Annotated in this window: 12 protein-coding genes; 8 read left to right on the top strand and 4 right to left on the bottom strand. The window is 70.1% G+C overall.

Translation table 11 applies throughout. The annotated features are described in order from the left end of the window. Positions 1-121: 121 nt before the first annotated feature. Positions 122-280, bottom strand: a complete 159-nt coding sequence (locus ACMCNO_RS25090) for a hypothetical protein (RefSeq protein ID WP_412751899.1) — start codon at positions 278-280, stop codon at positions 122-124. Between the two features lie 177 nt (positions 281-457). On the opposite strand from ACMCNO_RS25090, the gene ACMCNO_RS25095 reads away from it, so the two are divergent. The 4 genes from ACMCNO_RS25095 (at position 458) to ACMCNO_RS25110 (ending at position 2925) form a co-directional block, all read left to right on the top strand. Further along, positions 458-796, top strand: a complete 339-nt coding sequence (locus ACMCNO_RS25095; RefSeq protein WP_412751900.1) for a hypothetical protein — start codon at positions 458-460, stop codon at positions 794-796. After that, positions 796-1314, top strand: a complete 519-nt coding sequence (locus ACMCNO_RS25100; RefSeq protein ID WP_412751901.1) for a DUF6879 family protein — start codon at positions 796-798, stop codon at positions 1312-1314. The genes ACMCNO_RS25095 and ACMCNO_RS25100 overlap by 1 nt, the downstream gene beginning before the upstream one ends. 8 nt (positions 1315-1322) lie before the next feature. Continuing rightward, positions 1323-2210: a helix-turn-helix domain-containing protein gene (locus ACMCNO_RS25105; protein ID WP_412751902.1), complete on the top strand. Its 888-nt coding sequence runs from the start codon at positions 1323-1325 to the stop codon at positions 2208-2210. A gap of 109 nt (positions 2211-2319) precedes the next feature. Then, the gene (locus ACMCNO_RS25110) at positions 2320-2925 is read left to right on the top strand and encodes a uridine kinase (RefSeq protein ID WP_412751903.1); all 606 of its coding nucleotides are present in this window, start codon (positions 2320-2322) and stop codon (positions 2923-2925) included. 47 nt (positions 2926-2972) lie between these two features. Here ACMCNO_RS25110 and ACMCNO_RS25115 read toward each other — a convergent pair whose 3' ends face one another. Both ACMCNO_RS25115 and ACMCNO_RS25120 read right to left on the bottom strand, forming a co-directional pair. Further along, the gene (locus ACMCNO_RS25115) at positions 2973-3155 is read right to left on the bottom strand and encodes a hypothetical protein (RefSeq protein ID WP_412751904.1); all 183 of its coding nucleotides are present in this window, start codon (positions 3153-3155) and stop codon (positions 2973-2975) included. Between the two features lie 112 nt (positions 3156-3267). Next, a complete protein-coding gene (locus ACMCNO_RS25120; RefSeq protein WP_412751905.1) occupies positions 3268-4671 on the bottom strand; it encodes a DUF4331 domain-containing protein in 1404 nt (467 codons plus the stop codon). Positions 4672-4839: 168 nt separating this feature from the next. On the opposite strand from ACMCNO_RS25120, the gene ACMCNO_RS25125 reads away from it, so the two are divergent. From ACMCNO_RS25125 to ACMCNO_RS25140, 4 genes are all read left to right on the top strand, one after another. Then, the gene (locus tag ACMCNO_RS25125; protein WP_412751906.1) at positions 4840-6150 is read left to right on the top strand and encodes a tetratricopeptide repeat protein; all 1311 of its coding nucleotides are present in this window, start codon (positions 4840-4842) and stop codon (positions 6148-6150) included. After that, positions 6147-7847, top strand: coding sequence for a nickel/cobalt transporter (locus ACMCNO_RS25130; RefSeq protein ID WP_412751907.1), 1701 nt, complete (start codon positions 6147-6149; stop codon positions 7845-7847). Before ACMCNO_RS25125 ends, ACMCNO_RS25130 begins: the two co-directional genes overlap by 4 nt. A gap of 108 nt (positions 7848-7955) precedes the next feature. Beyond that, positions 7956-8573: a TetR/AcrR family transcriptional regulator gene (locus ACMCNO_RS25135; RefSeq protein ID WP_412751908.1), complete on the top strand. Its 618-nt coding sequence runs from the start codon at positions 7956-7958 to the stop codon at positions 8571-8573. 72 nt (positions 8574-8645) lie between these two features. After that, positions 8646-10856 carry an MMPL family transporter gene (locus tag ACMCNO_RS25140; RefSeq protein ID WP_412751909.1) on the top strand — a complete coding sequence of 737 codons (2211 nt, stop codon included), beginning with the start codon at positions 8646-8648 and terminating at the stop codon, positions 10854-10856. A 588-nt stretch (positions 10857-11444) separates the two neighbouring features. Here the strand turns inward: ACMCNO_RS25140 and ACMCNO_RS25145 are convergent. After that, positions 11445-12200, bottom strand: coding sequence for a M23 family metallopeptidase (locus ACMCNO_RS25145; RefSeq protein WP_412751910.1), 756 nt, complete (start codon positions 12198-12200; stop codon positions 11445-11447). Positions 12201-12205 lie beyond the last annotated feature (5 nt).

The following is a 12205-nucleotide window of genomic DNA, read 5'->3' on the forward strand; positions in this document are numbered from 1 at the left end:
AAAGTTGGGGACCTGCGGAATTCCTCCGACAGGTCATTCCGAGCGTCGGCACATGGCCACGCGAGGCCACAAGCGCGGCACGCCCACCGGGGCCGAGAGGGAAGGTGCTGCGCCCGATCGGTCACCCGTTCGTCTGACACAGCGGGATGCCCGCGCCGTGTGTCGGACACTCCAGCGTCGCGCCGCACATCGGACACCATCGCCGCTTGATCTTGAAGATGAAGAGGCCGGCCATGAACCCGGCCACGAGCGCGGCCACTACGGCGATCACGAGACTCATCCCGTTCCTCCGGACGTAGGCGGAATCGTTCAGACCGAGGCTATGGATCGGATCTAGGTAACCCAAGAGATTTGCTCGATTTTGCTCAAGGCCGCATCCTTGACACACCACCAGGAGCGGCAAATCCTTAGGAGACGGTGAGCAAATCGAAGCAACTTCTGACCGAAGGAGACACGGATGCACCTGATGTTCCTCGGCAAGGAGACGCAGGGTGGCGGCTCCCCCACGCTGTACGCCACCGATCGGGACACCTATCTGGTACAGGGCTGGAGGGTTCCAGACGAACCACTGAGCGTCGTGGAGATCCCAGAGTCTCTACTCAGGCACCTCCTGGCCGACACCGAACTGGGGACACCGCTGCATGCGACGGGTCGGCGGTGGCACGGTGACCATGGCGAATGCGCCACCTACACCTTGGCTGGGGCTGAGGTGACGGACCCTGCGATCACGGCACGGTTGAATCTTCCCGGCCACGAAACATGCGTCGAGGTCGCGTTGCGACGAAAGGACGGCTAGTGCGCCTGCTGCAAGGCCCATTGTTCGAAGACCTCTTCCGGACGTTCGAGCACAGCGCGTTCCACCTGGAGGTCGAGGATACGTACGACACTCCGGAGGAATCCGAGCCGTTCCGGAAGTTCATGGCTGGCGAGCCGGACGACTTCGCCTGGCATGAGGAATGGTTGGACCTGATGCGGGTGACAACGAGGTCCGGCAAGTCTGTGGAGCGGGTCCGCGTCGTCTCCGTCCCACACGTGGACTACACGCGGTGGGGTTTGACCGTCGCACCACTCAACATCGCAGCGGGGGAAGACATCCGCTGGCTGCCGCGCAACCGAATAAACGGGTCGGACATCACCGCGGACGACTTCTGGCTGTTCGACCGCAGTCGTGTCGTCTTTACGGCGTTCACGTCTGACGGCGCCTTCGCGGGGGGAGTGGAAACCCGCGACCCCGTGATTGTGAAGCGATGTATCCATGTGCGGGATGATCTTTGGTCTCGCGCGATTCCGCACGCGGACTACGCAGCCGGATAACCAGCACATTGGCTACCGGTACTGTTCACCAGGCACGCGAGACGCTGGGCAGGCGCCTTCGCGAACTACGCCGAGACGCTGGGCTGACCGGTCGAGGACTCGCCGACCTGGCCGGTTGGCACAGCTCCAAAGTGTCGAAGATCGAGTACGGAAAACAATCGCCAACCGAGAACGACGTCAGGACCTGGTGCCAGCTGTGCCGCGCCGAGGATCAGGCCGACGACCTCACCGTGGCTGCCCGCGACATCGAGACAATGTACGTGGAATGGCGGCGTCGGCTGCGCACGGGCACAAAGGCACGCCAGGAGAAGTCGCTGTCTCTGGAAGCGGAGACAGAGATCATGCGGTGGTACGAACCCGTATTGATTCCCGGACTCCTGCAGACAGCGGAGTACGCCGCCGCCGTCCTGCGTCGCGTGACTTCGTTCTACGGGACACCAGACGACGTGGAGGCGGGCGTTGCCGCACGCATGGAGCGTCAACAGGTCCTGTACCAGGCAGGCCACCGCTTTCATTTCGTGCTGGCCCAACAAGCGCTGCAGACCGGAGTCGGGGACCAGGACGTCATGGCTGGGCAACTGGATCGCCTGCTCTCGGTGATGTCGATGAGCCGCATCAGACTGGGAATCGTGCCGGCCGCTGCGCCATACCTGGTGCCTTCGAATCAGTTCATCATGTTCGATGAACGCCTTGTCCACGTCGAGGCGGTGTCCGCAGAGATCTCGGTGACCCAACCGAGGGAGATTTCGCTATATCTGCGCGCATTCGCCGCACTCGCCGGATCCGCCGTCTACGGCGCGGCGGCTCGGGACCTCATCCTGGCAGAACTCGGCAGCACCGGGTCAGCTCGACAGGGGCCTGTGGATCACCCGGGAACGCGGTATCTTCCCCCATGATCGATTCGCGTACATCTCGAGCAGGACCGACGTTGCGGCGCCGGTCGGGAAGGCAGCCTGAGTTGTCCGTCGTCGCCTGGGAGCGTCAGCGACGCGACGGCGCCGTGGCATGACCACACGCCCCGCGACCTCACCCGGCCCCGCCATCCGACCCGCTGAACCGGGCAAGCTGGTGACCCTGACAGGAGGTGCCGGAGCCGGAAAGACCACCATCGCCGCCGCCCTGGGGGCCGATCGGGCGGTGACCGTCCTGCATCTGGACGACTACTACTTCCCCGATCCCGCCCGGGGCGTGTGGATCCCGGACGACACCGGCACACCCCGTCTGGACGTCGGTGATCCCCGCTCGATCGACTTCATCAGGGTCAACGCCGACGTCGACGCCGCGCTGGCCGCCTCCGCCCTCGTGATCGCCGAAGGGCTGTTCGCCATCCGCACCACCCCGTCCGTGCCACACACCCGGTTCGACGTGTTCGTCGACCTCCCCGCCGACCTGCGCCTCGCCCGAAAAATCCACCGCAAGTGCGTCCGCGACGACTTTCCACTCCACGTCCTGCTCGCCAACTACCTCTGCCACCGGCGCGAGGCCCACGGTCGTCACGTCGAGCCAGCACGACACCAGTGCGATCTCATCGTCGACGCCCAACTACCGGCCGACCAACTCGCCACGACGATCTGGCGGGCCATCAGCCCTCAGGGCATCCACGGCGCTTGAGGATTGCGGGCAAAGAGCGAGCCACCCAGGCCCGCCGCCACGTCCTGTCAGAAGTGGATGCGGAGACGGATCTCGTGCGCCAGCGCGGCCTGGCGGTCGTCGTCGACCGTGACGATGCCGTTCGTCCGCATGACGGCGTGGAACTGCTGCTCGTCGTAGGGCACTCCCGGCGGTAGCGGCGCGAGATGCCAGTGCAGGTGAGCGTTGCCCTGCTGGCTTCCCAGGCTCATGGAGTACATCCGGCCTGGCTGCTCATGGGCAGGAGGATAGATCGACTCGACAAGCCCGCCCGGTGGGACGTTGCCCCCGCCGGCAGAGGACGCCGGCGGGGGCAACCATCGGTCAGGACTGGTTGACCGCGACCGTGTTGGGCAGTGCGACGTACGGGAACGCCGTACGGAACGGGTGGTCGTTCGCGTTCACCGCGTCGCCCAGGGTGTCCACCGCGGCCGGGTGACCCGGCAGCAGCACACCCTCGGCCGCCCGTACGGTGACGTCCACGACGTCGTCCGCGAGGCGCCGGCCGTTCGGGAAGCCGGCGAGGTCGCCGCCGATCACACCGAGGCGGTTCGGGCTGGCCGACGGTGCGACACCCAGGTTGAGGCGCAGCTGCTCACTCGGGGTGAACTTCTTGACGTCCTTGTTGAGCAGTTGCGAGTTGAGGTCCGCGGCGACCGGGCCACAGGTCTTGCACACGCCGGTCAGGAAGACCTCGACGAGGTCCTTGCGCGGCTCGGCCGGGGCCGGGATGCCGTAGATCGCCTTGATCAGCTTGGGCACCTCGGGGCTGGTGACGTACTTGAGGAACTTGGCGTCCTTGTCCGGGGTCGTGGCGTTGAATTCGTTCTTGCGCCCGACCGGGATGACGACCTCGTTGACCAGCGGCATGCCCAGGCGCGACACCTGCTGGTACTTGCCGTGCGTCGTGCCGGTCTTCATGTCGTAGCTGGCCCGTGATGTCGTCGTCCAGATGCCGACGACGGGGTTGCGGGTCGGGTTGCCCTTGAGCGCCAGGTCGGTCTTGGGCACCTGCAGGGCGATCGTGTTGACGTTGTAGCCCTTGAGCGTGTCCTGGCCCACCTCGGACAGGTTGCCACCGTAGAGCAGATCGAAGACCCGCAGGTCGAGGAAGAACGGGTCGTCGGCCTGGCCGGCGAACGACTTCCCGGCGCCACCGCCGTATGTGTACGAGGTGATGGCCGCGTTGGACAGTCCCGCGTAGTTCGGCATGGACGCGGGCCCGACGAACGACGGCGCGACCGGGGCCTTGGACAGCAGCGTCTGCTTGCCCGACTTGGTGATGCGTTCCAGCTTGTAGTACTGCCGGACGTTCAGGTCCGGGTCGGTCAGGGAGGTGACCGGGCCGGTGTTGTAGAGGAACGTGTTGGTGTTCTGGTACGTGGTGGTGAACGTCCAGCGGTAGACGATGTCCGGCTTGGCGTCGCCGTTGTTGTCGATGTTGATGTCATGCGCGGTGTACTCCGCGAACGGGTAGAAGTTCGGACCGCCGTTCGGTTCCTCGAACGGTTGCCAGTTCGCCACCATCGTGACGGTGCTGGGGGCGTCCGGGCTGACGAACGCGTACAGGTCGGTGTTGTCGAGGGCGGGCAGCCCCGCGATCAACGGTGCCTCGCGGTGCGACGAGGCGATGCTCTGGACCGGAGCGAGCGCTGCCACGCACACCACAGACACGCCGACGGCGGTCGCGGCTATGAGGCCGCGACGGCCCTTGGGCACGAGTTTCATCGTTCTCCTGGTTTTTGTGGATAAGACGGACGGCGCGTACGGCACCGCCCGGATGAGGTGATAGTTACTCTATAGGCGCTTTGGGCGGTTTAATGGTGATTTAGCCCGGAATGTGCATGAACGTCGCGTGTGTTCGGGTAGTGGCCCGGGCGGAAAGGACCCTGCGCCATGCGCGGACGATGGACGGTGCGCTGGGTGCTGGTCGGCCTCCTGGCCGTGGCCACCCTGCTCACCGCGGGCGTCGTACTCGGACCCACGCGCCCCAGCGCACCGGGCCGGCCCGCCGGTGCGGCCGCACCGGTGCCCGCCACCCGCGACCTCGACGCTTACGTCGCGCGCACCACCACCCACCTCGACCAGGTGCCCGGTGACTGGCACAGCTGGGCGCAGCTGGGCATGGCCCACGTGCAGCTCGCCCGGCTGACCTACGACCCCGCGCATTACCCGGCCGCCGCCGCCGCGCTGCGTCGTTCGCTGCGCGTACGGCCCACGGGCAACGCCGCGGCGCTGACCGGACTCGGCGCGCTCGCCGCCGCCCAGCACGACTTCCGCGGCGCGCTGCGCTACGCCCGGGGCGCTGTGGCCGCCGACAATTACTCCGCCGACGCGTACGGCGTGCTCACCGACGCATACGTCGAACTCGGCCGCTATCCCGAGGCGAGCGCCGCGGTGCAGCGGATGCTCGACCTACGCCCGGACACCGGCTCGTTCGCCCGGGCGTCGTACCTGTTCGAACTGCACGGCGACACCCGGCGGGCGACCCAGCTCATGCGGCAGGCCCTGGACGTCGCGACCGGTCCCGGCGACACCACCTTCGCGCTGCAGCACCTCGGGGAACTCGCGTTCAACGCCGGTGACCTGAACACCGCCGCGGCCCGCTTCACCGAAGGGCTCGCCCGGACCCCCGGCCAAGCGGCGCTGCTGGCCGACCGGGCCAAGGTCACCGCCGCCCGCGGGGAGCCCGCGAGCGCCGTCACCGACCTGCGGGCGGCGACCGCCGTGCTGCCCACCGTGGACCACCTCGTCACGCTGTCGGACGTGCTGACCGCTGCGGGGGATCCGGCGGCGGCCGCCCGTACGGACGACCTCGTGCGCGCCGGCGCCCGGCTGCCCGGGGTGACCCCGGCCAGCACCGACATCGACCTGGTGCTCTTCTACGCCGACCACGGCCCGGCGGCCGAGGCGGTGGCCAAGGGGCGGGCGCTGCTGGCGGCCCGGCCCAGTGTCAGCGTGGAGATCGCGTACGCGTGGGCGCTGCACGCCGCGGGGCGCGACCGCGAGGCGCTCACCCATGCCAACCGGGGGCTGCGGCTGGGCACCCGCGACGCGCGGGCCCACTACTACCGGGGCATGATCCGCCTCGCTCTGCACGACCGGGACGGTGCCCGCGCCGACCTCCGGCAGGCGCTGGCGATCAACCCGTACTTCTCGCTGCGCTACGGTCCGGCGGCGCGGCACGCCCTGGGAGGCCGCGCATGATCCGCCGACTGTTCTGCCTGGTCGTGCTCGGCCTCGCCGGCGCGCTGCTGCTCCCCGCGCCCGCCCAGGCCCACCCGCTCGGCAACTTCACCACCAATCAGTACGCCGGGCTGCGGGTGAACGCGGCCGGGGTCGATGTGGACTATGTGCTGGACCTCGCCGAGCTGCCCGCATACCAGGCGCAGCACGAGGACGTCGACACCGATCGGGACGGCACCGTCTCCCCCGGCGAACGCGACGGGTACGCCGAGCGCACCTGCGCCGCGGCGGCCGGGGCCGCGACCCTCACCGTCGACGGTCAGCCCCGGCCGCTGCGCGCCCGCCCCACCGGGCTGAGCTTCCCGCCCGGCGCCGGTGGCCTGACCACCCTGCGCTTGCAGTGCGTGCTGCATGCCGACGTACGGATCACCGGACCGGCCACGATCGGCTACCGGGCGACGCTGTTCGCGGACCGGGTCGGGTGGCGCGAGATCACCGCCGTCGGGGACCGGTACACGCTGGCCGCATCCGACGTGCCCACGGACAGCCGCAGCGCCCGGCTCACGGCGTACCCGGCCGGTGCGCCCACCTCGGACGTGCGGACCGCGACGCTGACGGTGCGGCCCGGGGGTGCGGCCGCGCCACCCGCCCCGTTCACCGCCGTGGGCGATCACGGCGCGCAGGCTCGCGGCGTCGACCGGTTGACCTCCTGGTTCACCGACCTGATCGGACGGCCGCAGCTGACCGTCGGGGTCGGCGTCCTCGGTTTCCTCATCGCGGTCGTCCTCGGCGGTGCCCACGCGGTCGCCCCGGGACACGGCAAGACGATCATGGCGGCCTACCTGGTCGGCGCCCGGGGGCGCCTGGTGCACGCGCTGACGGTCGCGGTGTCCGTGGCGGCCACCCACACCGTCGGGGTGCTCACGCTCGGCATCGTGCTGGCGACTTCCCTGCAACTCGCCCCCGACGCCATGTACGAATGGCTGCGCCTGGTCAGCGGGATCGTGGTCGCCCTGGTCGGCGCGCAGATGCTGGCCCGCGCCCGCCGCCGCTGGGCCGCCGTCCGCATCCCCGACCACCGCCACCACGACCACGGGCACGGGCACGGGCACACCCACGCCCACGACCACCAGGGCCACCACGATCACGGCCACGGCGGCAGCGGCGACCATGCGCCCGGCCACGACCACAACGGCGGTGACCGCGACCACCATCACGACGGTGAGCTCGTGGCGGTGGGGCACCCGCACGCGCACCACCACCACGACGGTGCGGCGGAGGGCATTGCCGCTGAGCATCCTCACCCGCCGGTGACCGGCACGGTCCGGACGCTGGCGCACTCCCACGGCGGACGGACCCACATTCACTACGTGCCCGCGCCCGACGAGCCGCTGCGCGTACGCACGCTGTTGGTCATGGGGTTCGCCGGTGGCCTGTCCCCCAGCCCGTCGGCGGTGGTCGTGCTGCTCGGCGCCGCGGCTCTGGGCCGCGCCTGGTACGGGGTCCTGGTCGTGCTGGCCTACGGCATCGGGCTGGCCGCCACGCTCACCGGAATCGGTTTCGCGCTGGCCCGATGGGGTGAGCGGCTGCACCGGGCGCGATCGCACCGGTGGAACCGGCTGCTGCTGCACCGGATGCCCGCCACCACCGCCACGATCATTCTGGTCGTCGGCGTCGGGATGGCGGCTGCCGCGGCGATCGGCCTGATCAGGAGCTGATCCACAGGCAGAGGCGCCAGCCACCGCCCGATCCGGATATGAACAACGCCACTACGTTGCCCAGCCGGAAAACTTGCCACCCCGGCAAGATTCACCGATGGTGGAGGCATGACCTCACCGGCCGGGCTGCGCGAACGCAAGAAGGCGGCCACCCGCGCGGCGCTCAGCCACGCGGCCTGGTCGCTGATGCTCACGCACGGACTCGGCGCGGTCACCCCGGAGGCGATCGCCGCGGCCGCCGACGTCTCCCCGCGTACCTTCCGCAACTACTTCGCCAGCCGGGAGGAGGCGATCCTCGGCGAGCTGGTGCTGCGGCACCTCGCTCTGCTCGAGAAGCTGCGCGGGCGCCCCGCGGGCGAATCGGTGTGGGACGGCCTGGGGCGGGTGCTGCCGCAGGGGGTCACCGAGATCGTCGGTGACCGGGACAGCTTCGCCGTCCTGGCCGAGGAGATCCGGCGCAACCCCGCCATGCTGGCGCAGAACCTCGTCGTGTTCCAGGACGCCGCCATCCGGATGGCCGCGATCTTCGCCGAACGCACCGGCACCGACCTCGACTCCGACCCCGGGCCACGCCTGCTGGCGGCCGCTGTCTGCGCCGCCATCAGCACCTCCATCGATCTGTGGATCAGCGGTGCCACCGACCGGCCACTGCCCGAACTGATCCGTGACTGCCTGGCGCAACTGCGCGCCGGGCTGCCCGTGGGCGCCGTCACGCCGGACGCCTGACCCGACCCCTTCCCCGCCGTGCGCCCGCCGGGCGGACGGACGGTTCCCCATGCTCGCGAACAGGAGATCGTTGTGGCTTCCCTGCTGTACCGGCTGGGCCGGTTCTCGTTCCGGCAGCGCTGGCTGATCACGCTGGCGTGGCTGGCCGTGCTGGTCGCGACCCTCGTCGGCGCGGCCACGCTGGCGAAGCCGACGTCGGACGCGTTCAGCATCCCCGGCACCCCGGCGCAGAAGGCCATCGACGTGCTCCACGACCGGTTCCCCCAGGCCGGTGCCGGAGGCGCGACCGCACGGATCGTCTTCGCCGCCCCCGCCGGGCACACCCTGGCCGAGCCGGGCAACAAGGCCGCCATCGAACGCGCGGTCGCGGCCCTGCAGAAGGCCCCGCAGGTGGGTTCTGTGACCGATCCCTTCCAGACCCGGGCGGTCAACCAGGCCGGCACGGTCGGGTACGCCCAGGCCACCTACTCCGTGCAGGCCCCGGAGCTGACCAGCGCGGCCCGCGACGCCCTGACCACCGCGGTCGACGGCGCCCGGTCCGCCGGGCTGACCGTCGAGACCGGCGGCGACGCGGTGCAGCACCAGCCGGGCGGCAGCGCCACCGAGGTCATCGGCCTGGTGGTGGCCGCGGTCGTGCTCGTGATCACCTTCGGCTCGCTGGTGGCGGCCGGGCTGCCGCTGCTCACCGGCATCATCGGCATCGGCATCGGGGTCGGCGCCATCTCGGTGGCCACCCACTTCGCCGACCTGTCCGGCAACACCTCGACCCTGGCGATGATGCTCGGTCTGGCCGTCGCGATCGACTACGCGCTGTTCATCGTCTCCCGCTACCGGCACGAACTCGCGATCGGGCGGGACCCGCAGGAGGCCGTCGGCCGGGCGGTCGGCACGGCCGGCTCCGCGGTGGTCTTCGCCGGGCTCACGGTCGTGATCGCCCTCGCCGGGCTCGCCGTGGTCGGCATCCCGTTCCTCACCCAGATGGGGCTCGCCGCCGCGGGTACGGTCGCCATCTCCGTCCTCATCGCGCTGACGCTGCTGCCCGCGCTGCTGGGCTTCGCCGGGCGGCGGATCACCGCCGGGCACATCCCCGGCCTGAAGGAGCACGACCCCGAGGGCGACGCCGACAACGCCAAGCCGACCCTGGGCGTGCGGTGGGTGCGGGCGATCGTCCGGCGGCCGGTCGTCGCGCTGTTGGCCGCCGTGATCGGCCTCGGTGTCGTCGCCATCCCGGCCCTGGACCTGCGGCTGGGCATGCCCAGTGACGGCACGGCCGCGCCGGAGAGCACCCAGCGCAAGGCGTACGACCTGCTGGCGGGCGGTTTCGGCGCGGGCTTCAACGCCCCCCTGATGGTCGTGGTGGACACCCCGTCCGGGTCCGTCAAGACCGCCGCGGATCAGGTCGCCGGACGGATCCGTGGCATGGAGAACGTCGCCGTGGTCACGCCCGCGGTGCCCAACCCGGCGGGGAACACCGCCATCCTCACCGTGATCCCCACCGCCGGACCGGACGCCGCCTCCACCGAGAACCTGGTCCACGCCATCCGGCGCCTCGACGGCACGGTCACCAGCGCGTACCTCGGCGTCACCGGCACCACCGCGATCAACCTGGACATCTCCACCAAGCTCGCGGACGCTCTGCCGCCGTACCTCGCACTCGTGATCGGTTTGGCGTTCGTCCTGCTCACGCTGGTGTTCCGGTCGGTGCTGGTGCCGTTGAAGGCCACGCTCGGCTTCCTGCTCAGCGTCACGGCCACCTTCGGCGCGGTCGTCGCGGTGTTCCAGTGGGGCTGGCTCTCCGACCTGCTGGGCGTCGACCACACCGGGCCGATCATCAGCTTCCTGCCGATCTTCCTGATCGGGATCGTGTTCGGCCTCGCCATGGACTACCAGGTCTTCCTGGTCACCAGAATGCGCGAGGAGCACGTCCACGGGAGTGCGCCGGAGCAGGCCGTGGTCAGCGGGTTCAGCCACGGCGCCCGGGTCGTCACCGCCGCCGCGCTGATCATGATGAGCGTCTTCTTCGGCTTCATGCTCGGCCCCGAGGCCATCATCAAGTCGATCGGCTTCGGCCTGGGCATCGCCGTACTCTTCGACGCCATCGTGGTCCGGATGATCATCGTCCCGGCCGTCATGGCGCTGCTCGGGCGTGCCGCCTGGTGGTTGCCCCGCTGGCTGGACCGGGCCCTGCCCGATGTGGACGTGGAGGGCGAGAAGCTGCTGCAGCAGCTCGACCACGGCGACGACGCGGACCGTGCCGCGGTCGCCGAACCGGCACTGCGCTGAACGCCTGACGCCTGACGCCTGCGGGGGTCGCCACCACGGTGGCGACCCCCGCATTCGTATGCACGTTTCGTCGCTCGGCATCTTGATCATAGTTGAGCCGGGCGGCGACCGCGAAACCGTCGCGTCCGATTTGGGCACTGCAGTCAATCTTGAACCCGCGCGCTGGTGTCCCCCGCCTCGCTGGCGCACATTGGTCGTCGCCCTGGCCGCGTGTGCCGTCGCGCGGCCGTTGCCGACCGCAGAGGAGGGTCCAGCATCGCCGACGCGGGATGCACCATCGCCGCATCCATCAGCCAACTCGAACACTCGACGGGGGGAGAGTTCAGTTTGCCCATCTCCGGTGTGACCGGCTTGTCCGACGCCGCCGCCATCCTGCGCACAGCCCGTACCTGGCTCAGGCCGGGGCGGAATCCGGAGTCCAGCACGCACGATGCGTCGGCCGTGACCGCGCCGAAGGGAGCGCGGCAGATCAGCATGCACGCCCGGCGGGAGGAGGAGCGACGCCTGCTCCATCGCGCGGGCATCCGCCACTGAGATGACGGGTCGCCGTGCGGACAGCGGTGGGCGTCCGCACGGCGCCCGGCGGCCTTACGGGTCGACGCCGGGCTCGGCCGGGCAGCCGTGCTTCGCCTTCCATGCCTTGATCTCGGCTACCGGCGACTTGTTGCCGCCCTTGCGCCACGAGTCGAGGTAGGGCCAAGGCCAGATCGTCCCGCGCCGGGTCCACCAGTCGCTGCCGTCGGCACACGGCGGGGAGATGCCGAAGTGCAGGTGGCAGGCGCTCGCGTCGCCGGTGTCGCCGGTCCGTCCGAGCGTCTGCCCGGTCGTGACCCGGACCCCGACCTTGATCGCCGGGTCGATCGCGGACAGGTGCGAGCCGTAGTACCGCACCCCGTCGTCACCGTTGACCGCCACGGACAGGCCGCCGCGAGTGGCTCCCGCGTTGACCTTCGGGCTCCAGGTGTCCTTGCGGACGACGGAACTGACGGTGCCGCCGGTGACCGCGACGACCTTGTTCCCGCACGCGGTGATCACGTCGGTCGCCGGATAGTCGTGGTGGACGTGCGCGTACGAGTTCTTGCCGACCACCGGGAAGACATGCGTCACCACCGCGGGCTTGGCCGGGGCGCTCGGCGTGGCAGGGGTCGTGGCCGCCGCCGAGGCCGACGGGGCGGCCTGCGTGGGCGCTGAGGCCGGCGCGCCCGGCGTGGCGAACGTCGGCGTCGCGCTGGGCGTGACGAACGTGGGGCCTTCCGCGCTGCTCTCCGGCGAGCCACCGCAGCCGCCGAGCGCGGCGGCGATCACCCCGATGAGTACGAGACTTCCGATCCTCGACCGCAACACGAACC

Source organism: Krasilnikovia sp. M28-CT-15, assembly GCF_047159595.1.
In the GTDB taxonomy this organism is placed as follows: Bacteria; Actinomycetota; Actinomycetes; order Mycobacteriales; family Micromonosporaceae; genus Actinoplanes.